The sequence below is a fragment of the Streptacidiphilus sp. EB103A genome (assembly GCF_041261405.1).
Classification (GTDB): Bacteria; Actinomycetota; Actinomycetes; order Streptomycetales; family Streptomycetaceae; genus Streptacidiphilus.
In genome coordinates, this window is the sequence record NZ_JBGCAQ010000019.1 from 89,648 (window position 1) to 112,840 (window position 23,193).

At 70.2% G+C, this 23,193-nt stretch carries 25 protein-coding genes; 18 read left to right on the top strand and 7 right to left on the bottom strand.

All coding sequences use genetic code 11. The features are described 5' to 3' along the window. Positions 1-66: 66 nt before the first annotated feature. Together ABH941_RS28995 and ABH941_RS29000 are read left to right on the top strand one after the other, a co-directional pair. Positions 67-1,458, top strand: a complete 1,392-nt coding sequence (locus tag ABH941_RS28995) for an XRE family transcriptional regulator (protein ID WP_370132517.1) — start codon at positions 67-69, stop codon at positions 1,456-1,458. Continuing rightward, the gene (locus tag ABH941_RS29000) at positions 1,455-2,348 is read left to right on the top strand and encodes an aminoglycoside phosphotransferase family protein (RefSeq protein ID WP_370132518.1); all 894 of its coding nucleotides are present in this window, start codon (positions 1,455-1,457) and stop codon (positions 2,346-2,348) included. Before ABH941_RS28995 ends, ABH941_RS29000 begins: the two co-directional genes overlap by 4 nt. Before the next feature lie 112 nt (positions 2,349-2,460). Here ABH941_RS29000 and ABH941_RS29005 read toward each other — a convergent pair whose 3' ends face one another. Next, positions 2,461-3,477 (bottom strand): hypothetical protein, encoded by a 1,017-nt coding sequence (locus tag ABH941_RS29005; protein WP_370132519.1) that lies wholly within the window; start codon positions 3,475-3,477, stop codon positions 2,461-2,463. Positions 3,478-3,541: 64 nt separating this feature from the next. Next, positions 3,542-4,537, bottom strand: a complete 996-nt coding sequence (locus tag ABH941_RS29010; RefSeq protein WP_370132520.1) for a hypothetical protein — start codon at positions 4,535-4,537, stop codon at positions 3,542-3,544. Between the two features lie 236 nt (positions 4,538-4,773). Here ABH941_RS29010 and ABH941_RS29015 point away from each other — a divergent pair, with 236 nt between their 5' ends. From ABH941_RS29015 to ABH941_RS29035, 5 genes are all read left to right on the top strand, one after another. Continuing rightward, positions 4,774-4,950, top strand: a complete 177-nt coding sequence (locus tag ABH941_RS29015) for a hypothetical protein (protein WP_370132521.1) — start codon at positions 4,774-4,776, stop codon at positions 4,948-4,950. Between the two features lie 669 nt (positions 4,951-5,619). Then, positions 5,620-6,159, top strand: a complete 540-nt coding sequence (locus ABH941_RS29020; protein WP_370132522.1) for a hypothetical protein — start codon at positions 5,620-5,622, stop codon at positions 6,157-6,159. Beyond that, positions 6,159-7,385: an MAB_1171c family putative transporter gene (locus tag ABH941_RS29025; protein WP_370132523.1), complete on the top strand. Its 1,227-nt coding sequence runs from the start codon at positions 6,159-6,161 to the stop codon at positions 7,383-7,385. Before ABH941_RS29020 ends, ABH941_RS29025 begins: the two co-directional genes overlap by 1 nt. Further along, positions 7,382-7,981, top strand: a complete 600-nt coding sequence (locus ABH941_RS29030; RefSeq protein ID WP_370132524.1) for a hypothetical protein — start codon at positions 7,382-7,384, stop codon at positions 7,979-7,981. The genes ABH941_RS29025 and ABH941_RS29030 overlap by 4 nt, the downstream gene beginning before the upstream one ends. A gap of 172 nt (positions 7,982-8,153) precedes the next feature. Next, on the top strand, positions 8,154-9,374 hold the full coding sequence (locus tag ABH941_RS29035; RefSeq protein WP_370132525.1) for an MAB_1171c family putative transporter: 1,221 nt from the start codon (positions 8,154-8,156) through the stop codon (positions 9,372-9,374). Between the two features lie 37 nt (positions 9,375-9,411). On the opposite strand, the gene ABH941_RS29040 is transcribed toward ABH941_RS29035, so the two are convergent. The 4 genes from ABH941_RS29040 to ABH941_RS29055 form a co-directional block, all read right to left on the bottom strand. Further along, complete coding sequence (locus ABH941_RS29040; protein WP_370132526.1) at positions 9,412-10,608, bottom strand: cytochrome P450; 1,197 nt, start codon at positions 10,606-10,608, stop codon at positions 9,412-9,414. Continuing rightward, complete coding sequence (locus tag ABH941_RS29045) at positions 10,605-11,942, bottom strand: MAB_1171c family putative transporter (protein WP_370132527.1); 1,338 nt, start codon at positions 11,940-11,942, stop codon at positions 10,605-10,607. Before ABH941_RS29045 ends, ABH941_RS29040 begins: the two co-directional genes overlap by 4 nt. Positions 11,943-11,944: 2 nt before the next feature. After that, on the bottom strand, positions 11,945-12,481 hold the full coding sequence (locus tag ABH941_RS29050) for a hypothetical protein (RefSeq protein WP_370132528.1): 537 nt from the start codon (positions 12,479-12,481) through the stop codon (positions 11,945-11,947). A gap of 148 nt (positions 12,482-12,629) precedes the next feature. Further along, a complete protein-coding gene (locus ABH941_RS29055; protein ID WP_370132529.1) occupies positions 12,630-13,433 on the bottom strand; it encodes a hypothetical protein in 804 nt (267 codons plus the stop codon). A gap of 468 nt (positions 13,434-13,901) precedes the next feature. Here ABH941_RS29055 and ABH941_RS29060 point away from each other — a divergent pair, with 468 nt between their 5' ends. Beyond that, positions 13,902-14,399: an ImmA/IrrE family metallo-endopeptidase gene (locus tag ABH941_RS29060; RefSeq protein ID WP_370132530.1), complete on the top strand. Its 498-nt coding sequence runs from the start codon at positions 13,902-13,904 to the stop codon at positions 14,397-14,399. A 47-nt stretch (positions 14,400-14,446) separates the two neighbouring features. Here the strand turns inward: ABH941_RS29060 and ABH941_RS29065 are convergent, their stop codons facing one another. After that, positions 14,447-15,331 (bottom strand): helix-turn-helix domain-containing protein, encoded by an 885-nt coding sequence (locus ABH941_RS29065; protein ID WP_370132531.1) that lies wholly within the window; start codon positions 15,329-15,331, stop codon positions 14,447-14,449. A gap of 265 nt (positions 15,332-15,596) precedes the next feature. Between ABH941_RS29065 and ABH941_RS29070 the strand changes: the two genes are divergently transcribed. The 10 genes from ABH941_RS29070 (at position 15,597) to ABH941_RS29115 (ending at position 23,150) form a co-directional block, all read left to right on the top strand. Next, complete coding sequence (locus tag ABH941_RS29070; protein ID WP_370132532.1) at positions 15,597-17,114, top strand: collagen binding domain-containing protein; 1,518 nt, start codon at positions 15,597-15,599, stop codon at positions 17,112-17,114. 121 nt (positions 17,115-17,235) lie between these two features. Continuing rightward, positions 17,236-18,015 carry a sortase gene (locus tag ABH941_RS29075; protein ID WP_370132533.1) on the top strand — a complete coding sequence of 260 codons (780 nt, stop codon included), beginning with the start codon at positions 17,236-17,238 and terminating at the stop codon, positions 18,013-18,015. Further along, positions 18,015-18,524, top strand: a complete 510-nt coding sequence (locus ABH941_RS29080) for a hypothetical protein (RefSeq protein ID WP_370132534.1) — start codon at positions 18,015-18,017, stop codon at positions 18,522-18,524. The genes ABH941_RS29075 and ABH941_RS29080 overlap by 1 nt, the downstream gene beginning before the upstream one ends. Positions 18,525-18,606: 82 nt before the next feature. Further along, on the top strand, positions 18,607-19,986 hold the full coding sequence (locus tag ABH941_RS29085) for a transcriptional regulator (protein WP_370132535.1): 1,380 nt from the start codon (positions 18,607-18,609) through the stop codon (positions 19,984-19,986). Next, positions 19,983-20,708 (top strand): DciA family protein, encoded by a 726-nt coding sequence (locus ABH941_RS29090; RefSeq protein ID WP_370132536.1) that lies wholly within the window; start codon positions 19,983-19,985, stop codon positions 20,706-20,708. Before ABH941_RS29085 ends, ABH941_RS29090 begins: the two co-directional genes overlap by 4 nt. A 96-nt stretch (positions 20,709-20,804) precedes the next feature. Continuing rightward, positions 20,805-21,074 (top strand): helix-turn-helix domain-containing protein, encoded by a 270-nt coding sequence (locus ABH941_RS29095; RefSeq protein ID WP_370132537.1) that lies wholly within the window; start codon positions 20,805-20,807, stop codon positions 21,072-21,074. 88 nt (positions 21,075-21,162) lie between these two features. Further along, positions 21,163-21,354, top strand: a complete 192-nt coding sequence (locus tag ABH941_RS29100; protein ID WP_370132538.1) for a hypothetical protein — start codon at positions 21,163-21,165, stop codon at positions 21,352-21,354. 100 nt (positions 21,355-21,454) lie between these two features. Beyond that, the gene (locus ABH941_RS29105) at positions 21,455-21,676 is read left to right on the top strand and encodes a hypothetical protein (protein WP_370132539.1); all 222 of its coding nucleotides are present in this window, start codon (positions 21,455-21,457) and stop codon (positions 21,674-21,676) included. 12 nt (positions 21,677-21,688) lie between these two features. Continuing rightward, positions 21,689-22,069: a fic family toxin-antitoxin system, toxin component gene (locus ABH941_RS29110; RefSeq protein ID WP_370132540.1), complete on the top strand. Its 381-nt coding sequence runs from the start codon at positions 21,689-21,691 to the stop codon at positions 22,067-22,069. A gap of 175 nt (positions 22,070-22,244) precedes the next feature. Next, positions 22,245-23,150, top strand: a complete 906-nt coding sequence (locus tag ABH941_RS29115; protein WP_370132541.1) for a DUF2797 domain-containing protein — start codon at positions 22,245-22,247, stop codon at positions 23,148-23,150. The last annotated feature ends 43 nt before the right edge of the window (positions 23,151-23,193 follow it).

Below are 23,193 nucleotides of genomic sequence, written 5' to 3' on the forward strand. Positions count from 1 at the left end.
CACGACGAGCGCGCAGTCACTGATGCGGATACTTCGGAGAATCCGCATCAGGGCCCAGGAGTGAAGATGCCGCAGCCAGAGCGAGTCCTCGACCCATCCCGCTCCCCGGAGGCCTGGTACGGCAACGAGATCCGGCTCCGTCGAAAGGCCGCCGGGTTCGCCACCGCAGGCCCATTCGCCAAGGCGCTCCAGGTCAGCGTCGATGTGATCTTGAAAGTAGAGAAGGGGGACTACCGTTGCCCGAAGGACCTCGCACCGAAGCTCGATCAGGTCCTGCAGACTGGTGGCCTCTTCACGCGTGCTTGGGCCATGGCGTTCGGTGATGCGGATAAGCGCAGGCCCGATGCGGACAAGACGCGGGACCGATCCGGTCAACGGTTCGACCGGGGTGGGCAAGGAGGCATCCTGGGAGACGATGCCCCGTCAACCAGGAGCCAGGATCCCTTGTTCCGTCGCACCTTGCTCGCCGCCGGCCTTGCCGCTCTCACGCCCATAGACCTCTCCGCCCTCCTCGCGCCTGCAGCGCCAGCGTTACCCGCGCGGATCTCCCCCCTCGAGATCACCCAACTCGAAGAGATCGCCAGCACCCTTCAAGGGTGGGACAACGCGCGCGGTGGGGGCGGCCTGATCGGACAGCTCGCCGGGAACACCATGCAGTGGGCAGTCGGCCTACTCGCCGTGGATTGCCCCCTCGCCTACCGCACATCGTTCTTGGCGGCGGTGGCTCGCCTGGGCCTTGTCACGGGAGCGATTCAGTTCGACATGTATCGGCACCCAGAGGCCCGGACCGCGTTCCGGATCGCGGTCGAATGCGCTGAGGAAGCCAAGGACTGGCACCTGCGCGCGAAGGGCTTCTCCATCCTCGCCCGCCAGGCGATCTGGATCGGCGACGCTGACGACGGCTTGACCCATGCGGAGAAGGGACTCGTACGCGCCGACCGGCTGACGGCGACCGAGAGGGCAATGCTTCATACCGCTCGTGCTCGTGCCTTCGGGAAGCTCGGCAACGTCCAGGAAGCCCTCGCCGCAGTCGGCGCTGCAGACGACGCCTTCGCGCAACGCAAGCCGCAGGACGACCCGCCGTGGATGGCGTACTACGAAGACGCACAGCACAATGGTGATACGGCGCACGCGCTGTACGACCTCGCGGTCCGCATCGACGGCCACGACCCCGCGCAGGCCGGCCAGCGATTTCAGACGGCGGTACGCGGACACGGCCCTGCCTTCGCTCGGTCGAAGGCCATCTCGTGCACCAAGCTCGCATCCCTCGTCATGCTCCGCGGAGACCCGCGTGAAGCCGTCTCGATCGGCAACAGAGCACTCGATCTTGGGGGCAGCATCACCTCCCTGCGGACAGCTGACGATCTGCTGGAACTTAGGCAAATGGCGTCTCGTCACCACAAGATCCCCGAGGTCGTCGCTCTCCAAGGGCGCATCGCCGCTACGGTGCGGCTATGAACCAGCTCGCCCAAGGCAACCGAGCCGTACTCGAGGAAGCTTGCTCCGCCGTCGGCATGAATGCCGCGGGAGCTGAGGTACTTCGACTCGCCGAGAACCAGACTTGGCGACTCCCGCAGGGAATCATTATGCGGATCGCTCAGCGAGGACAGCAGTTCGCTGCTGCCCGTGAGATTCACGTCGCTCGCTGGCTCGCCGGCAGCGGCATTGCCGTGGTGCAGCCACTCGCGGTGGAGCAGCCGGTGAACGTCCGCGGGGTGCCCGTGTCGTTCTGGGAGGAGCTTCCGCCCCACAGCCACGGCACGGTGGAAGACATCGCCCTCACCCTCAGAAAGCTGCACTCCCTGCCGCCTCCAACGGGCTTCGACCTTGGACGCTTGGACCCGTTCGTTCGGCTGGCCGAGCGGATCCAAGCCATATCCGTACTCACCCCAGACGATCATGGGTGGCTCGTCGGCCTGCACCGAGACCTAGCACAGCAGTGGTCCGCACGTCGGCCGACCGGCATGGCAGATTGCGCGGTTCACGGCGATGCATGGCCGGGCAACATCGTGAGAGCCGGGGGCCGGGTCGTGCTCATGGACCTGGAGCGGTTCTCGCTCGGACTGCGGGAGTGGGACCTGGTCTCCACCGCCGTCCGCGCTCGGACGACCGGGGCTGTCCGGCCTGACGAATACGACCAGTTCTGTGCTCTCTACGGGTTCGATGTCACCAAGTGGGACGGCTACGCCCTCCTCGCCGGTGCTCGGGAACTGCGAATGGTCACCTACGCAGCTCTGCACGCGACAACGCACCCCGACTGGCTGGGGCAGGCCCAGTACCGCGTCGACTGCCTCAGGGGCCGCCGGGGACCCCGTCCCTGGTCATGGATGGCGACAGCAGCAACGTAGAAGTGCTCCGCTTCCGCTGGTCGGTGCCTCCGCCGGTGGTCGCGTTGCACGCGACTGGGCAAAGCGGGGATCGTGCGAAGTGCTGAAGCACACTGCGCCGGAGCAGCCGCAGTCAGCTGATGTGCTGCTCGGGGCTGTCGACCCACCAAGCTATGAGCTGGTCGCGTGTGAGGCCGAGCTTCGAACGCAGGAGGCTCAGTTGTGTGGACGCGTAGGACTGGGTGATTCCCAAAGCGGTGGCGACATCACCTTGGGACCGGCCCGACAGCAGACCGCGCAAAATCTGGCGTTGCAAAGGGCTGGTCAGCGGGGCGGTGGAGGGGTCAGCCGTGGCGGTCCATGGTTGGGCGTTGTTCCAGGTGAGCTCGAACTGCTGGGTGGCGAAGTCCACGCTCCCTCGGTCTGTGAGCAGCCAGGCGTAGGGGGTATTCGGTCCGGCGTCGACGTCTGCGTCGACGGCGGCACTGTGGGTTGCCGGCACTACCGCTGTTGTCCCGTCGAAGACGATCATTCTGGTGAAGGGGTGGGCGGTGTGTCGGACTGCGCTGCCGCAGGCTGTTGCGTTCGTCGCGAACTCGGAGGCGGATTGGCAGTCCCGTGCCTGTGATCCGTAGATGGTGCGGTAGGTGACGCCTCGCTGCATGGCCCTGACGTCGCGGGATCCCTTGGGGCTTTTGAGAAGTGCGGGGCGTGCGGCGCCGGGTTGGGCCGACCACACGGATTGTCTGGCGGAGGCCACGAGCACTTCGATCTCCTCGTCGATCTCTCTGCTGCCGACGAGGAGGCGGCCGTGGGACGAGGTGAAGGGTCGCGGCGGAGCCGAGGGGAGTTGATCCTCGAGTCGGTTCATCAGTTCGGTGAGCTCGAGCGCGTTGTCAGCGGCCTGCCGAACTGCGGTCAGAGCGCGTAGGCGCAGGACCCTCTCAGCGGAGCGGGCGGACAGTGCGGAGAAGAGCTGTTCGTTGCGGGAGGTCTGCACGGCCAGGTGCATGGCGATCAGCTCCCCGACTCCCGGCTCCTCCCTGGTGAGCTGCTCACCGTCCATCATGCGGACGTACGCCTGCTGGGCATCGGTGCTGAGCAGCCTCGGCTGCTCGAACTGCAGCAGCGCTGCGGTGCGTTCCCTCATTGGCCCCCCTGCCGGATTTTCGTTCGTGATCGTAGTCCCCGCGCCGGCCGGGTGCGGCACCAGGTCAGGGGAGGTCGATTTCGTCGGAGGCCAGCCACCACTCGATCAGTTGCTCGCGGGTCTGCAGGCTGAGCCGCTTCATGAGGTCGTTGAGGAGCTGGGAGGCCCAGTTCGCGGAGATGTTCAGGCTGCCAGCGACGGCCTTCTGGGTGTTCCCGCCGAGCAGGCCGCGCAGGATCTGGCGCTGCATGGCGGTGCTGATCCCCTCCTCATCGGGGGCCGGGAAGAGCCAGGGGGACGCGAAGGACCAGGCGGCCTCGAACTGTCGGCGGGCGAACTCCACGCCGGCGGGGTCGTGGACCAGCCAGGCTCGGGGCTGCCCCTGCGGGGTGTGCTCCTGGAGGGCGGGTAGCAGGGCTGCGGTGTCGTCGACCAGGATGGTGCGCTGGAAGGTGGTGTGCGTGGTCCGGACCTCATTGCCCAGGGCCGTCACCTGGCGGGCGAACTCGGGGCCGCCTCCGGACAGCTTGGCGGTGGCGTGGTAGAGGGTGCGCCAGCGGACACCGCGCTGCATGGCGGCGAGTTCGCGTGATGCGGCGGGCTTGCCGACCAGGTCGGGGCGCGGGCCTCCGGGCATGGCGGTGCAGATCTCTTCCTTGGCCCCGTGGACGAGATCCTCCAGCGCGGCGTCGATCTGGGCCCCGACCAGGAGTTCACTGCCGAGGGACGGCGTTGCGCCGGTGGCGACGCGCATCTCGAGGAAGTCGTTCTCCAGACCTGCAACGAAGGCAGGCAGCGCGCGCAGGCGGTCGGTGCTCTCCGTGAGGCGGTCGAGCTCTCGGGCGCGGATGAGCCGCTCGATGTGCCGCGGGGCGAGCGCCGCGAAGCACCGGGGGTTCAGGATCGTGCGCACGACCATCCCCTGGGCCGCGAGTTCGCGGATCTCGGGGCTGTCATCGGCGATCGGCGCTCCGCTCAGTAGGCGCAGGTAGAGGGCACGCGCGGCCTCCGACAGGTGCGGTGCGCCCTCGGCTGGCTCGGATATGTCGCGTTCGTTCATGTCTGGGGCCTCAAACATCTTTGACTGAGCATTCGTGTACGCATCCCAGACTTGATCTTCTTGTGCTCGTCAGGGAAGGGTGTACCTAGCCGGGCGGGGTGAGACCGGTGAACGGGGCAGGTCGGCGGAGTACGCCGACACCTCGATCGCCACACCTTAGACCGCCACGGCTCCGGCATGGAGCGGGCCCTTCCGTTTCTTGTCTGGACAGGTCACCCATGTAAGGAGCTTTAACCTTGTCCGTGATGCGCCGATGCGCCCTCCTCATCTCCGCCGCGGCCGTCGCCGCCTCCGCGGTACTCGCCCTCACCGGCGCTGCCTCCGAGCCCCACCCGCGCGCCGACAGCTCGGTGACGGTCCAGGTGCCCGTCCCCCCGCCGACCGTCCAGCCCATGGACACCATCTGGAACTGACCGCCGACCCGTGACCGGCAGTGCCGGGAGCGGGAGTTCGCGCGGTCGCGCTGAAGGCCGGCTCTGGGGGCGGCGGGGGTTCACAGAGCCGGCACGGTGGAGCCTTCCGCGCGGTCGCGAGGGACGGGAACGCAAAAGGGAAATTCAAGTAAGGGCCGTTTCCTTCATTGACTCGAACCCAATGGAAGAAATGCTCACAACCTTCTCCGAACTGCGCTCCGCACCTAACGCTCCCCGTTCCCAGGGAATTGCCAGCCACTGTGGCCGGGGTGCTGCCGAACCTCCCATGAGCTGCTGCTACTCTCCGCCTTGAGTGGCGGAGGCGGGTTGCGGAGCCGGTGGACAACGACGTCCTGTGGTGCGCACGCCAAAAGCGCATTCATGATTCATGAATGCAGTCCAGCGGGTGGGAACCGTCGTTATTTCCCTCGACGGGATGGCGCTCCACTTGATAGGTATAGCCCTTCCCTCGGCCGGAGCGGACCGTTCCGCTCCTGGGAGGTGCCCTGCGGGCCACGCGGCACCGCGACGCCAACATGTCATGCATTGACAGGGCCATGCTCAACTTTGCGTGATCGAACGAGTGTTCGGACTGATGTGTTATAGCTCTTCCTTCGGCCCTCATGGCGAGGGAGGGGCGCGATCCAAGAGGGGGACGGGGAGATGGGGATGCTGGCCACGCGGCGCCTGAAGCGGAGCCTGGAGCTCATGCCGCTGCCTGTGCCGTTCACCATCGAGGGCCTGATCGCCAACATGTCCCAGCAGTCGGGCCGACACATCGAACTGGTGGAGCTGGGGAACCGCAACACCGACCTGCGGACCGCGTGCGGACTGCGCGCACGTCTCGGCGAGACCACCTACATCCTCTACCGCCCCCGCCCCACCCCGAACCAGACGCTCCACACCCAACTCCACGAGCTGGTCCACGAGTGGTTCGACCACGGCACCACCTTGACCCGCGAGGAGATGCGCGAGCTGCTCCCGCCCGAACTCCTCCACGAGGTCGACGCGCTGGCCACCGGAGCCCTCGTCCAGGCCCGTGCCCGTTACGAGGACCCGGAGGAGCAGGTAGCCGAGCTGTCCGCCCTGCTGCTGAAGGACATGATCCGCACCCAGGAGGTGGGGGACGACATGGTCAGCCTCCTGGAGACCACGCTGGCCCACCCCGTGGCCCGGCGCAGAACCAAGAACAACCCTAGGGGAATCTAGTGCTCCATCTCATGGCCTACGCGGTCGCGGCCACCATGACGGGCGTCGCCATCTGGCGGTTCCCTGCCGTCCTGGACAAGGACCCCATCCGGCGCGCCCTTTGGGGATGTTATGCCGGATTCGCGGCCGCCTTGTGGTTGAAAACCCCCTGGGTGGTCTACCACCTCAACCACGGTCCGGTCGTCGACGGCTCGATCCTGCTCAAGCACTATGTGTCCGTCGGCGCCATCGTTTCCATCCTGACCTACGTGGCCGCCTCCTACGGCCGGCACGAAGGCGACGAGGTGCCCAGGCACGTCCAGGTGTCCCGGTGGATCCAGAAGCTCGTCTACCAGAGTTCGATCGGCGCCTTGGTCCTGCTGACCGTCCTGTTCTTCACCGTCGTGGACCGGGCCCACCCCACCACGGACTTCGTCGCCGAGCACGCCGGACAATGGGGGGCGACGACCTACATGTCCGTCTTCTACGTCTACTTGGGCGCGGCGAGCGCGGTCTGCTGCTACCAGTGGAGCAGCGCGATCAAGCGAGCCGAACGCACGTCCCTGAAAGTCGGCCTGATACTGATGTCGGCCGCGATGGTGCTCGGTGTCGCGTACGTCGTCACCCGGGTCACCTGGATGTGGGTCGCGATTGCGCATCCGATCAGCGCGACGCTGAACACGCAACTGGGCGATGACACCGAATACCTGCAGATTGCCCTGTTCTTCTTGTTCGCGGCTGGCGCGTCGATCCCCACGGCCAGCGCCGTCGGGACCCGCACCACGGCCTGGCGCACCATCCGTGACCTGCATCCCCTGTGGTCCACCCTGCTGACCGCCGTCCCGGCCGCCGCTGCCGCGCCGCCGGCTCCCCTTCTGCGCGAACTGACCCGCCTGTCCCCTCCGCTGGCGACCCGGGTCGACGGCATGGTCCAGCAGATCGGCGACGCCGTCGACCAACTGCGCCACTGGGCACCGGAAAACCTGCTGGACGCCGCCGAGGAGGCGACCGCCGACCTGGAGGACGCCCCGGCGGCTGCAGAGGCAGCGTGGATCAACGCGACGCTGGTGGCCAAGGGCAGCGGTGAGCCGTTCCGCGAGCAGCCGGGCGAGGCTCTGCCGGCCAAGCCGATCACGGACCCCGTCGGCGAGGCGGCCTGGCTCCAGCGCGTGCATCGCTCCTACACCGGACTGACCGCCCAGGACGGGCGCCGGCTGCTGGACGAGGCCAAGGAGTTGGCCGCGTGAGCGTCCCGGCAGCAGCCACGACCGGTCGGCAGCGCTGGGCGCATCGGATCACCGACCTCTTGCAGCCCAAGAACGTCCTGCTCGCGGGGCTCACCGCAGTGGGCGTGGCCGCCACCGGGTCCCTGGCCGGTGCCGGCTGGGGACTGTTCGCCGCGGTGTTCGCCGGAGTGGTCCCGGCCGCCTACATCGAGCGCGAGCGCAAGCGCGGAACGTGGGGCGACCGGCACGTGGTCGACCGGGCCAAGCGGCGCCCGATCTTCCTGGTGATCCTCGGCTCGATCGCCGTCGCCGCAGCGCTCATGGTCCTGGCCGGCGCGCCGACCGACATCCTGCGCTCCATGATCGCGCTGTGGGCCATGACGGTCGGCCTGCTCGCGGTCAATGACGCCGGCCGGTGGAAGATCAGCGTGGACGCCGCCGTCGCCTCGGCCGTCGTCACCATGCTGACGGTCGTCGGCTCGCCCTGGTGGGCGGCGGCCTACGCCGCGGTGGCGCTGGTCTGCTGGACCCGGGTTGTCCTGGCCTTTCACACCACCGCCCAGACCCTGGCCGGCACCGCCATGGGCCTGGCCACCGCCCTGCTGTGGCTGGTGTAGACCGCCCATGCACTGAGCACGCACGCCCTGCTCCGGGCCTCCACCCCATGGGCGGGGACGGGACGGCAACGATCCGTACCGCGGGCCCGAGGCACCTTCGGCCAGCTGCCACCGCCGAGGCAGCGGACCTGCGCGCAGCAAGCCATCCGCACAACGACCGAGGAGACCCCCAGTGCTCGAAGAACTCGTCGATGGCCTCGCGGCGGCGATGACGGCCGCCGCCCTGTGGCGCCTGCCGGCGGCGCGCCGCGCGGATCTGCGCCACCGGGCACTGTGGGGCTGCTACGTCGGATTCGCGGGCACCCTGTGGTTGCAGACTCCGCACCTGATCCACGTGCTCGACCATGCGCCCGTGGTCGAGGGATCAGCGCTCCTGAAGGCCTACGTCTCCGTCGGATCGCTGCTCGCGCTGGCCGTGTACATGGCCACCAGCTCCGGCACCTACCGGGGCGCGCGGGCATCGGCGCACGTCGCGGTGTCCCGCTGGATGGTGCGCTACGCACCCTGGACCGCGGCCGCCGTCGCGCTGGTCATGACCGGCCTGTTCTTCACCGTCGTCACCCGAGACCGCACCCACGCGGACTTCGTCGCCTCCCACGCCGGCGACCTCGGCGCTACCGCCTACCTGTCCGTGTTCTACCTCTTCGCCACGGCGACCAACGCGGTGTGCACCTACCAGTGGGGCAGTCTGCTCAAGCGCGCAGACACCAGAACCCTCAAGGCAGGGCTGGGCTTGATGACGGCCGCCATGGTCCTGGGTGTCGCCTACAGCGCGAGCCGGCTGGTGTGGCTGTGGACCGCCGCGGAACACCCGTACACCCCCGCCGCCAACCATGCGATCGCGACCGGCACGGAGTACCTGCAGCTCGCCCTGTTCCTGCTGTTCGCGGCCGGTGCCGCGATCCCGCCCGCGGGCGAGGCCGTCGCCAGAGTGGCCGCCTGGCGCACCATCCGCGACATCTACCCGCTGTGGGCTGGCCTGACCCGCGCGGTCCCCGGTGTCACGGCCGATCCGCCCGGCACGCTGGTCCGCGAACTGACGCGGGCCACCCCCACGGTCACCGCACGGCTGGACCGGATGACCCAGGAGGTCGGCGACATCTGCGAACAGCTGCGTCATTACGCCCCGAAGTACCTCCTGGACGCGGCTGAGGAGGCGTCCGCCGAGCACGAGGATCCGCCGGCGGCCGCCGAGGCGGCCTGGATCAACGCGGCCCTGGTCGCGGTGGCCGAGCACGACCGGCACAACTGCGCATCCCAGCCGCTGCCGACGAAGCCGATTGCCGACAGTGTGGCCGAGGCGGCCTGGCTTCGCCGTGTCGAGCGCGTGTTCGTCACGCTGACCGAGCAGGACGGACGAGCTCTGCTCGACGAGAGTCGGCAGGCGGCCTGACGGACCGGGCCGGCGGGGGCGGGGCGGCCGAGGCCTGCTACCAGGTGATGGGAAGTACCCGCAGGCCGCGGTTGCGGAACGAGGCGTCCCAGGCGAGGTCGGCCGGCCGGCAGGCCAGGCCCAGGGCCGGGAAGCGGCGAACCAGGGTGGTCACCGCGACGGCGGCCTGCATGCGGGCCAGGGCGGCGCCCAGGCAGTAGTGCAGGCCGTGGCCGAAGCTCAGGTGCCCGCCCTGTGCTCGGTCGGCGCGAAAGTCCTGCGGGCCGGTGAACTGCTCGGGATCGCGGTTAGCCGAGGCCAGCGAGAGCCACACGCGGTCACCGGCAGGGATTCGCTCCCCTCCGATTTCGCAGCCCTCGCGGGCGAACCGGCGCGAGGCGAGCATCGAGGGGGTATTCCACCGCAGGGTCTCCTCGATCACCTGGTCCACCGGCAGGCTGCCGGCGGCCAGGGCTGCCAGCTGGCGCGGGTGCGTGAGCAGAGCGAGGACGGTCGTGCCGAGCAGGTTGGCAGCGTTGTCGTAGCCGGCGAAGAGCAGCAGGAAGGCCATGGCCACCAGTTCCGGCTCGCTGAGCCGGTCCTGGTTGTCGCGGGCCTCGACCATCCGCGACAGCAGGTCGTCAGCGGGCTCGGCCCGCTTGGCCGCGATCAAGGCGACGAGGAAGCGGTGCATACTGCCCAGCGCGTGGCGGGACGTCAGCGCCGCATCGGCGGCGGGTGAGCTCAGCGTGTCGGTCCACCGCCGGAAGTCGGTGCGCTGATCCGGGTCGATGCCCAGCACGTCGCAGATCACCGCGAGCGCCAGCGGCGCCGCCAGGTCCTCAACCAGGTCCGCGCTAGTGCCGGTGAACTGGTCGAGGAGTATGTCGGTGTGCCGCTGGACCAGCGGCCGTAGGCTCTCGATGGCTCGTGGGGTGAACACCTGGGCAACCAAACGGCGCAGCCGGGTGTGGTCCGGCGGGTCCAGGTTGAGCAGGTGGGCGTCGAGTTCGGGAGGCATGGACGCGCCGTGGTCGCCGCCGCCGGCCGCGTTGCGCTTGTCGAGCGACAGCCGGGGGTCGGCCAGGGCGGCCCGTACGTCCGCGTACCGGGTCACCAGCCAGACGGGTGCTCCGTCGGGGGTGGTGGTGAGCGTCACCGGCGCCTCGTGGCGCAGTCGGCGGTATTCGGCGTGCGGGTCTGCGAGGAGCGCCGCCCCAAGGAGGGAGGGTCGCTCGCGGTCCGGGTCGCTCACGCGGCCACCGGTGCGCTTCCCGGCGTTGACCGGGCCCGAATCTCGGCGACGAGGGGGGAGGTGGCGTACGCGTCGGCGACCTTGGCCAGCCGGACCAGGTCCGCCTTGTAGGTGCCGTCGTCGCCATCGCTGGGCGCGTCCTCCTCCTCGGTGAAGGGATGTTCGCCGTCCTGGGCATGGGCCAGAAGCGCTGAGGCAATCTGCGCGGCGGTCATGACCACTTCGGCGGCGTCCCCGTCCAGGCCGTGCGCCGCGACCCGTTCGCGCAGGTCCTGCTCGAGCTCCGGGGTGCGGTAGGGCGTCATCTGCATCTCGGCGTCGCGGAGCTCGGCGAACTGCCTGGCCAGCAGGAGCTCGATGCCCTCGATGGTGTGCTCGACCTCGGGATCGTCCTTGCGGCGCAGGGCCAGGGCGCCGTCGCGGACCTCGATGACCAGAGGACCGACCAGTCGGTGGATGGTGCGCAGCGACCAGTGGGAGGTGCGTGGGGTCGAGGTGTAGAACACGGTAATCGGGAACGCCTGGGTGACGTCGAGCCACAGTGGATACAGTTGCCGGTAGAGGCGGTAGTCGGCGGCGAGTTCGCGCACCTGCGTCACGCCGGCGCCCCAGGCGGGCATCGTGAACCCGACCGCGAACAGCGCGGCGGCCACGCTGGCGCTCATCGGGGCGACGATGCTGCTGACGTAGTGCAGCGGCGAGTGCCCGACCAGGTCCCACACCATGTTGACGACCTTGGGGACCGAGTAACCCAGCCCGAAGACGGCACCGGCCGTAACCACCCGCAGACCGCGCCGAAGCCAGGGACGGTCCACGGCCCTGGCGTAGCGCCGGCACAGCACGACGAGCATCCCCATGCTCAGGGTGAACAGCAACTGGTAGCTGAGCAGGAAGATCGAGATGTAGGCGACGGCCTCGAAGTGCACGTCGAAGTCGAGCGGGTGCTCGGGACCGTCCACGTTGCCCAGGAAGAAGAAGACGGTCATGACCACCAGGGTGGCAACCGAGTAGGCCACCAGCAGGCGATGGCGAAGCCGGACCTTGTCCGCGGCGGTGGCCCAGCTGACCAGCAGGGCGACGAAGCTGGTGAGGCAGATCGCCACGCAGATGTAGATGATCAGACTTGCGATGTTCGCCACGCCGAGGATGCGGTCGATCAGGATGTAGACGTGCGGGGAGGCGAGCACGAACGGCGCGGCGAACGTCGCGATCGCCAGGCACAGGAGCTGCAGCTCGGTGTTCTTCCAGTTGTCGAACAGATCGCGGACCTTGTAGAAGAACGCGGACCAGGTGATGACGGAAAGGATTCCGTAGACGACGGTGAGCAGAAGCACGGCTAGTTCTTTCGGTTCGCGTTGCGCTCCAGGGCGGCGCCCAAGTGCTGGACGAGGTTGGCCATCCCCGGGTCGACGTCGGCGCGCGGCACGGGTGCGATGACACGGCCTGCCCGCACGGTCAGCATGGTGGCGACGAGCTCGGCGGCCCGTTCCTCCTGAGTCGTGTAGGCGGTGCGGCCAAGGACGCTGCGCACCAGGGCGGGGTTCAGCGTGGGCATCAGCAACTGCGCGAGTTCGTCCTGGTCCGCGGGGCTGGACTTGTGCCCGAGCCGCATGTGGGCCAGTTCGTGCAGGATGATGTGCACTTGGTGGGCTTTGCGCGTGCCGCCGTACAGGATGTAGTCGCAGTCGTCGGTTGCCACCCACAGGCCGCAGGGGCTTCCGGCGCGGAACCCCCCGGGCATCGGCATCAGGGAGATCGGCCGGTCGCGCTCCTCCTCGAAGAGGTCGACCAGGGCGTTGACGTCGAACGGGACCGGGAGGACGATCTCGTCGACCACTTGGGTGCAGTGGCGGTGCAACTCCTTGGCGTCCAACTCCGATTCCCCAAATCCGGCAGTCCACTGCCATTGAACAAACTTCACGTGAGCCCCCGTGAGCTGGCGACTCCCGCGGAGCAGGAGCCTATAAGAGGCGTTGTAGCTGGTGGACGTCGGGGAGGCGGTCCGCCGTCCGTGGCGTGATCTACATCCGGTGCCTCTTGCTGTCACGGCTGAGGTGTTCCAGGATCGGGCGCAGGGCGTCGAAGGAGTCGTCTGTGAGCTCGGCCACGCGGCGCATGGCCACGGTGCGCGCTCCCATCCGCCTCAGGTTGGTGAGGGTCGCCAGGTCCCTGTCCGTCTCTGCGGCGACCGCGTCGTCGAGGAAGTAGTCGGCCGGGACGCCGACCTTCTCCGCGAGGGCCCGCAGGGGTTCGCGCAGGGGCTCGTTCCACTGGCCGGCGCGAAGGGCGGCGATATCGGCGGCGCCGATGCGAGTGCCCATCGCGCCGGCGGCCGCGGCGAGGCCTTCGTCCGTCTCCAGGCTCTGCCCAGTCGCTGCCGAGTCCCCGGCACCCGGATCGGTGTCCGCGATGTCGGGTTTCGGCAGGATGTCGACCAGGAGGTAGTGCAGTCGTCCCAGCACGGCCTCAGGGTTGGGCGCAGCCGTGTCGGGCGGAAGCTCGGTGTTGGCAGGGTCGACGGCAGGGTCGGGAGGGCTGCCCTCCTCCAGGAAGTATTTGACCTGGACGTTGTAGACGTTCGCGAGCGCTTCCAGGCCATTGATCCCGGGATTCCCGTTCTGTTCCCGGCGCAGGTTGTGCACGGCCTGGTGGCTGATCGTCGGCCCGCCGTGCTGCTTGGCGTAGTCGGCGCTGGCCCGGGCGACGGCGTGGTAGTCCTTCGGGCCGGTGCCGTCCGGGTGGCCGTCCGCCATGAGCTTGGCCAGTTGGATGGCGATCACCCTGGCTATGGGCCCGCGGAGTGCGGGCGCGTTCTCCTCACCCATCTACCTGCATCACTCCTTGAGCCGTCCGGACATCGCGCATTGGAATCTACCCTACTAGACGGTGATCATGAATATCAGTCAAGCATCTATTAGGGTTGACAAGCTACCGGCTGGCTCTGCACGATCTTAACGAGCCGGTCACTGACTGGCCGGTAGCTATCGCCGGGCGTACACGTCCGGCACCAGCGGGCGGGGTGCAAAAGGTACGTGACGGGGGATCAGGTCGTATTTCAGGCCGCTGGCGTGAGTGCTGTGTCCAGCGACGGCAGCACCTGGACGAACCCCGCCGATTCCGCACCCCCCGCCGCGCGCTGGTCCCTCTGCGCGACCGCCGGGCCAGTGCGCCCGGCGGGCCGTCCGCAGACGGCCCCGTGCGCGACGCCAACCCGCGACCGCACGCGCACAGAGGCCGACGTGAAGAGGTGGGGGATGTTCGAGACACGGCATTTGAAGCGACGCCTGGAAAGCATGCCGTTCCCGGTGCCGTTCAGCATCGACGGACTGGCGGCCGCCATGGGCCAGTTGTCCGGACGACGCATCGAGCTCGTCAAGGTCGACCCGCCTCGCCACACCGACCTGCGCACCGCCTGCGGCCTGCGGGCCCACTGGGACGAGACCACCTACATCCTGTACCGGACCCGGCCCACCGAGAACCAGATGCGCCACACGATCCTGCACGAACTCGCGCACGAGTGGCTCGGACACGGCGTCACCGCGGAGGCCGAGAGCCGACGCACCCCCCTGCCCGGCGAACTGCTCACCGAGTTGGCCGCCCCCATCAACCCGGGAGCGGTGCTGCAGAGCCTGACCACCTTCCGGCGGGCCGAGGAGCGCGAAGCCGAACTGGCCGCGCTGCTCATCAAGGACATCGTCCGGCCCCTGCCGGTGGGCCCCGACTCGATCTCGGTGGTCGACGCGTCGCTGACCCACCCCTTCGCCCCGGTCCTGTGGCGAGGCGCTGTCTGAGGGCGCGACCCTGCCACCGAGGCCGTCGGGGCTGTGGCGTCCGTTCCTCAGCCGCGACGGGCCTCGGGGCCGCCCTCGCGCTCGGCCTGGGCGATCAAGTCGGTCAGCTTGTCCAGCATCTCCTTGGACAGACCGAACTCCTCGGCGCCGCGCGCGGCCAGGGCCAGGCGCGAACGGCCCCCGTCGGCGAGCTGGCGGATCCCGTCGACCACATTCCTTGCCACCGTCTGATTGCTCATCAGCACCAGTGGGGAGACGCCGAGCACCCGCGCCAGGGCCTCGTGGAAGGCCGTCGCGTCCGCCGGCGCGGGAAACGCCTCCTCGACGTTTCGCGCCCCGCTGCGCAGCGCCTCCAGTACGCCGGGGGCGAGCAGGTCCCGGCCGGCCTCCTGGTTGAGGCGCCGGGTCAGCTCGACGTCACCGGGGATCGCGCCGTCGGGGAACGACGCGGCCAGCGCCTGGGCGATCCGCTCCGCGAAGGTCTGCGTGGCCACCGGCTCCGCGGGTGCGGAGTCCTGGGCGCCGAACGTGCGGTCCTGAGCCGCCATCAACTCCGACTCGGTCACTCCGTAGGCGGCCGCGAGAGCCGGCACGTACTCGGCCTTGAGGCGCTGGCGCGCCCTCTCGGCACGGTTGATCGGCGTGGTGGACGTGCCGATCCGCTCGCCTGCCTGAGGCTGGGTCAGCTCCGCGTCGCAGCGCAGGTCCGCGAGGTCCGGGGCGCCGGTCCGCGGGAACAGCTCGTCCAGGTCCGCCCCCAGGGCCCGGGCGATGGCCGGGAACTTCTCGTACGTGGGGAAGCTCGCGCCGGTCTCCCACTTGGAGATCTGGTTCGTGGCGACCTGCATCCGCTCGGCCAGCTGGGCGCCAGACACGTCCGCAGCTCTGCGGCGCGCGCGCAGCAGGTGACGGTCGAAGTGGCGATGCGGCATGGCGGTACTCCTGGAAGATCGGTCATTTCGAGCCTGGGCTGAGCAAGCTAGCCCCAAAAGCTTGATAATCCAAGGTATCTTTTATACTTTGACTTACCGAGGATCTTGTTCGACATTGCACATCATGCACCGTCGGTGGGCTGGTTGGCGATCCTCTGCCCGCACAATGCCCTCCGTCAACCTGTCGGAGGGTGCCGGAACCGGCCAGTCAAAGGCCTGAGAAACCGCCTGGCCGGTTCCGGGATGTCACACATGGGAGACGAGAATGAGTGTGCCACCCCTGGCTGTGCAAGCCCAGCCGCTGCGCCGCCGTCGATACGCAATCGTGCTGGCCACAGCCACCGCGCTCGCCGCCGGCCTGTTCCTCGCCCCGGGCGCCCACGCGGCCGACAAGTGGGGCCCGGGCTACCTGATCCCCGACTCCCAGGGCCGACCCGACACCTCCCACATCGGCGCCTACGGCCCGCCCGGAGCGTCGATCTCAGGCCTTCCGGGCCTGGCCTACTGCGCGGACCCCGACCTGATCGGCCCCGCCGGATCCGGCGGCTACAGCGCACCGGCCGACACCTCGACCTGGGTCTCGAAGATCACCGGCGCACCGGTGCCCGCCGCGAACGTCGCCCGCGCCGCCTACGTCCTGTCCACCTACGGGCAGACCTCCAGCGACGCCCAGGCCGCCGCCGTCGACGCGTCGATCTACACCCTGCTCAACCCCGGCAGCACCTACGCCCTGCCCAACGGCACCCGCGCGCTGCAGCGCCTGAGCTACCCGAACGTCTCCGCGTCGGCCAAGACCCAGGCCGAGGACTACCTGGCCCGGGCCGCGGAGTTCGCCGGCCCGTACACCCTGGAGGTCCACCCCGGGACCGCCGCCAAGATCGGCCAGAAAACGACGGTGGCCCTGGACGTCCTGTCCGCCAGCGGCCACAAGGTCCCCGGCATAAAGATCACCCTGACCGCCGGATCCGCCGCGCCAACCAGCGTGACCACCGACTCCGAGGGCGCCGCCTCGACCACGCTGACGCCCGCCGCGGCCGGCACCGTGGACCTCAAGGCCAGCGCCCCCGACCTGCCCGGCGTCGCCCTGCGGGCAGCGTTGCCCGCCGACAGCGGCGCGCAGCGCATGCTCCTGGCCGGCGGCAGCTCCACCGCGTCCGCCCAGACCCAGCTGACGGTCACCGCCCCCAAGGGCGGCATCAAGGTCCTCAAGACCGACACGAAGACCGGCAAGCCGCTGCCCGGCGTCGTCTTCCAGGTCCGCGACACCGCCGGCAAGACCGTCGCCTCCGGGACCACCGATGCCCAAGGCGTCTGGGAGGCCGACGGCCTGGCCCCCGGCGCCTACACGGTGCACGAGGTCGCCGCCCCGGTCGGGTACCAGCTCGCCTCGGACCGCAGCGCCACCGTCACCGACGGCACCGTCACCACCGTGAGCGTCACCGACTCCCCGTTCACCGGCGCCATCAAGATCGTCAAGACCGCCGCCGACACCGGCAAGCCACTGGCCGGCGTCGCCTTCCAGATCAAGGACTCCACCGGCAAGGTCGTTGCGACCGGCACCACCGACGCCCACGGCGTCTGGGAGACCGAGGACCTGCCGCCGGGCACCTACACCGTCCACGAGCTGAAGGCCGTCAACGGCTACCAGCTCGCCGCCGACCAGACCACCACGGTCGCCGCAGCCACCGTCACCGTGGCCGTCCACGACGTCCGCATCCCCACCAAGCCCGCCCCCAAGCCCCGCCCGGTGACCATCACCACGCTGCCCAAGACCGGAGCCTGACACCCCGGCACCCCGACGTCACCCACCCCACCCGCACAGCGACCGGCTCGGCGGGACGGCACCGGCATACCCGCCGCCGTCCTGCCGCCCCGCCGCGGGCTGCACCAACCCTGGAACCGTCATGCCTCGAAGCCCGATGCCCCCGCACACCCGCAACCGAATCATCATCGGAGCCGCCGCGCTGAGCCTGTTCGCCCTGGGCGCCGACGCCGCATGGACCACCGACTGGAACCCGCAGCCCACCCACCCCGCAGCGCTGACCATCACCGCCGCACCCACCACGAACGCAACCGCCGCACCCACGGCCACCACGAGCGGCGACCCGCTGACCGGGGCCAACCCCACCACCACCGCAAGCGACCACACCACGGCCGCCCCCGGCGACGCCCAACGGGCCCTGACCACCTGGCGATCCAGCAACCCCGCCCCCTCCGCCCAGGCCGGCACCAGCGGAGCCGCAGGAACGATCACCGAGGTGCTGCGCGTCCCCGCCCTGGGCGCCGACTGGGCCGAACCCATCTACGAAGGCGTCGGCGTGACCCAACTGGCCGCCGGCGTCGGCCACTTCCCCGGCACCGAGCAGCCCGGCCAGGTCGGCAACTTCGCGATCGCCGGCCACCGCTCCGGGGTGGCCGACCCGGCCTTCCGCAACATCACCGCCATCACCCCCGGCTCCCTGATCGAGGTCACCACCGCCCAGCGCATCACCTACACCTACACCGTCACCGCCACCTCCACCGTCGCCCCCACCGACGTCGACGTGATCGCCCAGGTCCCCGGCCACCCTGACCAGACCCCCACCCGGGCCGAACTCACCCTGATCACCTGCTGGCCCGCCGACGGCCACGCCAAGCGCGTCGTGGTCCAGGCCGTGCTGACCGCGCAGACCGGCGGCGCGTAGTGGCCGACGAACCCGAGCACAACGCCCAGACCCCGGACAGCGAGACCGCGCCGAGGACCGTCAGGATCCAGCCCGCACGGCCCAGGGCGATCCCCGCCACCGGCCGCGGCCGCACCCCTCGAACCCAGCAGCGGCCCGCGCCGGCCCACGACTTCGCCCCGGACCTGGAGGACCAGGACCGGGACGAGGAGCCGGGCTCGCGCAGCGTCACGATCCAACCGGCCCGGGCGTGGCCGGTGTACGAGGTCGACCACGCCCGCGCCGAACTCCTGGCCCTGCAACTCCTGTCGACCGGCTACTCCGTCTTCCGGGTCGCCCACCAGACCCGCCTGAGCAAGCGCGAAGTCCGCCGCCTGTCCGCGATCGTCGCCGACGAGGCAGCGGACCCACGCCCCCCGAAGATCGTCGGCCGCAGCCCCGCCCGACCCACCGGCGCGCCCTGCCGCCCTCCCTCTCCCGCCCCGGAACCCGCGCCGGACGAACCGGAACAGATGAGCCTTCTCGACTGAGCCGGACGCCCGGCGTCCCCCAGCAGCACCAGGCCCGCCTGCCCGCGGGTCTGTTTCGCGCACCCGAAACTGGAACCCCTCCGTGCCCCGCACCCGCGTCGCCCCCCGCCGGACCAGCGCCCCCCTGCCCCGGCTCACCCCAGTCCCGGCCCCGCAGCAGTGGACCCGCTCCACCGAGGGCCGGATCGCACTGGACCCCTCCTCCTGGATGCAGGCCGTCCACTGGGCCGTCGACCACGCCGAACTGGCCGGAGAGCGCACCCACGGCCCGCGCCGCCTGGGCCGCTCGACCATCCGTATCGCCCAGGTCCTGGCCGAACTCAAGGACTGCCGCCCCGGCATCGCCTACCTGGTACGCACCGTCAAGCTGAAGGCGAGGACCGTGAAGTACCACCTGGGCCTCCTGCGCGAGGCCGGCCTGCTCGCGTACCGCTTCAAGGGCACCCGCGTGGCCGACGTCGGGTCCCTGGCCAGTGAGTTCGACCGGGTCATCCCGCCCGCCTACGACGAGGCCGTACGCCTGCGCACCCGCGCCTCCGAGACCCACATCCGCATTGTCTGCGGCATCGAGGACGAGGGCCGCCCCCTGATGCGGACCCTGTGCCGCAAGGCCGGCCGCAAGCTCCGCGCCCAGCGCCGCCCCGCCCCCGGCGAGGCCCGCAACGCCGCCCCTTCCACCGGGCCCCGAACCACCCCCCGTTGCACCCCAAGGGTGGGTGGTTCTACTCAGCGCTTTACTGACGGTCTGACTCTCCTTCCCTCTGAGAGCGGACAGCCCACCAACCCCGCGAAAACCGCCACCAGGACGCGAGCGCGCACCCTCAACGCCGTCGGACGCCGTCACCAGCTCTCCCGCGAGCTCATCGAGCAGGTCCCGTGGCTCGCCCGTGCCAACCCGCAGCGGATCTCCTGGATCGTCCGGCACCTGGCCGACGCCGGCTGGAGCACCATCGAGGTCGTCGCTGTCCTGGCGCTCTGCCCCCCGGCCACCACCGTCCACCGGCCCTCCGGATTCCTCGCCCACCGCCTGCGCGGAACCCACCTGCTCTACGACACACCGGACAAAAGGAACAACGTCGTCACCTGGTGGCGAGACTCCCGCATCGCCGAGCAGTCCCGGCACACCGAATGGGACACCACCTGGACGCCCCCTACCAGCCGCGCCGTCACCCGCGAGGTCAACAACGCCCTGACCGGAATGCACCGGGCCAAGCCGTCGATGGCCGAACCCGCCCTCGTGCTGGATTCGAGCGGCCGGGCCGACCTCGACCAGCTCGACCCGGCCGATGTCGTTGCCCTGCGCCTGGCCGCGCAACAGGACCACGGCCTGATCCGCGCCACCATCACCCATAGCGGCGAGGACTACGCGAGGCGGCTGTTCACCAACCGCCTCGTCGACCGCGCCACCGATTTCGCCAGCCGCTCCCTGATTCGCCTGCACGACCGATGGGGGCACGCGTGAGCGAGTCCAGTGGGGCCGACCTGGCCCGCATCGCGCTGGCCGCCGCCAAGAAGGCCGCTGCCGAACGTGGGGCCGACCAGAGCGTCAAGCGGGTCCCCAAGCGGCGACCGGCCACCCGGCACACCGGACGCGACCCGATCGGCCTGGGCTCCGCGCTCGGCGCGCTGATGGGCGACCGCGGCTGGCAGGCACCGGCCGCCGGCGGATCCGTCCTGGACGCCTGGCCCACGATCGCCGGCCGGGACCTGGCCGTCCACGTCACCGCCGTGGCCTTCGAGGTGACCAGCGGCCGACTGGACCTGGCCGCCGACTCCGGCGCCTGGGCCTTCCAAACGCGCCTGAACATGGCGCAGCTCATCGCCAGGGCCAACCGGGCCGCCGGCCGCGAGGTCGTGCGCGACATCCGCGTCCTGTCCCCGGGCCGCGCCCGAAATCAGCGGCCCACCACGGCGACGGCGACCGAATCACGCGAACCGGTCCACCTGCTCCCGCGTCCCGCCGTCGTGCCGCCGACCGCCTACCAGCTGGCCCGCCAGGCATTGCGGGAACAGCGAGCCTCGAGATCCCCCAACCCGCTGGTCGTCGCGGCCGCCGCCCGCGAGGAGTCCAGCCCCCACTTCCACGAGCCCGCCCACGTCATGGCGGAGATCACCGCTCGCCTGCACGGGCTCTCCGACGACCACATCCCCCGCATCCTCCAGGAGACCACCCGTGATCAGTGATCCTTGCAACCCGAACGCCCGGCTCGAACGTGCCCCGGCTCGCATGCGCCGCATCCCCGTGCGGCGCGCCCACGACACCGGGCCGGTGGCCGGCTGATGACTCAATACCTCCACGGCGAGCGTCGGGCCGCCCTGGTCGCTCAGGCCAGCAAGCGCTACGCGGCGGGCCTGACGATCCGCCAGGTGGCAGCTGAAATCGGCTACTCGTACTGCGCGACCCGGAACATGCTGATCCGCGCCGGCGTCGAGCTGCGCCCGCGTCCGCGCGGACTCACCACAGAGTCGCCCCAGCAGAAGCACGACGGCGGCCGGCAGCAATCCACCAGCCCTGCCGGCGCAGCCACCACCGACCGCCATGCGGCCTGACGCGGACGACCTGAGCGACCCACAGACCGCGCCCCGCATCCGAATCCCACCTCCGCCCGCTCGTCCCCCGACCACAGCAAGGACTGCCATGCCCAGCGAGACCCCTCGAACCCAGCAGCCCGCTCACCCTCACCCGCCGCGTCGAACGGCCTCGATGATCACCGACGACGAACTCGACCTGCTGTACGCCGAGCTCGACCAGTACCGGCACCTGCTGCGCGTCATCGGGCTGCCGCCGGGAGTCGTCCCAGCCGAGGAGGGTGACAAGCCCGTCATGTGATCGCCCGCGAGGGTGAGCGCGGCAGGTCGGCCGCAGCCGGCCAGTAGCCCAGCGGACGGATTCCTTCCCGAGCCCGCACCCGGGCGGCTACCTTGGTGCCATGCCAGAAATCACCATCCAGGTCAACGCAGAGGACTTCGAGGAGGTCCAGCGCGTGGCCGCCGCCCAGCACGTGGATCCCGAGGGGTACCTCTCCCAGGTCCTTGCCAGCAACCTGGCCCGCACCCGGTTCCAGCAAGGCGCCGCGGCGTTCATCGCCGAGCACGCCGCAGGCTTCGCCGACCACTTCGGCATCCCTGCCGAATCCCGCAGCGCAGCCTGAGGACGAGCATCCGTGCAGCTTTCGATCGACCGTGCCTGGCTGCTTGAACTGGCCCGAGAGCAGATCCCGGGCGATCCGGACGTATTGGACTGGGGAGCGACCGCCGCCGCGGTGGCACGCCACTGCGACGAAGTACTCGGCACCCCGGTCTACGCCAAGGCCCACCAGAGGGCCGCCGCGCTCCTGCAGACCCTGGTGCGCGTTCCCGCACTGGAGCACTCCAACGAGCTGTTCGCCGCCACGGCTGCCGCCGCGTTCCTCAACGCCTGCGGGCTTCGCGTGTCCGTCACCACCAAGGAAGCCGTCGACCTGGTCGAGCGCACGGCGAGCGGCGAGTTCGACGTCCGCCAGGTCGCCGCTGCCCTGAAGACCTGGATAGACGTCTCCCACTGAGCCGATCGGCCCTCGGCCGCGCACTGTTCCTGGGGTACGCGACCGAGTCCCCGGCCGCCCCGTCGAATCGGCGGCGCGGCAATGAGCCAGGACCACGGGGGAGAGCGCCCGGCCGGGCATCATGATGCCGACGGATGGGGCGGTGCCGCACCCGCACCGGCGTGGGGAGAGACCGATGAGCGACGCATCGCTGTCCGGCTGGCGGGCCACCGGGCTCATCTGGAGCGCCCGGCATCCCGTGCTGGAGTGGTCCGGACCGGGCGGCGCCACCAGGACGAGCCCGCTGCCCGCCGGGGCCGACCTGGCGTTCGCCTGCGGACCGAACCGGCTGTGCATCGGGGTATGGCGCTCCGGGGCGCGCCGTGCCTGCCCGATCGCCGAGCGGATCGCCGCCGGAGCCCGCAGCGCGCAGTGCCCCGCCTGCCAGGCACTGGACCGCTCCAGCTCGATCGCCACCGACACCCGGCTGACGGACCCGCGCCCCTTCTGCGTCTACCTCGCCCACCACGGCAGCACGATCAAAGTCGGCATCACCGCCGCGGAACGCGGCGACGCCCGGTTGCTGGAACAAGGAGCCTTGGCATCCACCATCCTGTCGACGGGCACCCTGCTCTCTGGCCGCCGCACCGAGATCCTGATCACCACCGCCCTGGGCCTGCCCGACCGCGTCTCCAGCTCCCGCAAGCGCGATGCCCGCGCGCGCCCCGGGTCGGCCGGCGAACGCGCCGCCGAGCTCCTCGCCGCCGCCGCCCGTACCCGGCAGCTGGCTGGCTGGCCCGCCGAGCAGCGGCAGCATCCGCTGCAGGTCTCGGACCACACCGAGGCCTACCACCTGCCACCAGGCGGCCTGCACCCGGTTGCGGCCCTCGCGGCGCTGGAACCCGCAGCCGTCGTCAGCGGCCGCACGGTCTGCCGGATCGGCACCGACCTGTACCTCGACGCCGCGCCCGGACTCCTCTTGATCGACACCCGGCTGCTGGCCGGGTGGGCCCTTGGCCGCGCCGCACCGGGTGCGGCGTTCACCGCGGCACTCCACCCGCTCGACCCCCGGCAGGCACACGACCAGGACGCGCTCTTTTGACCCGCACGCCGCCAAACGGAGGCGGCCGACGTCGTCTCAGAGG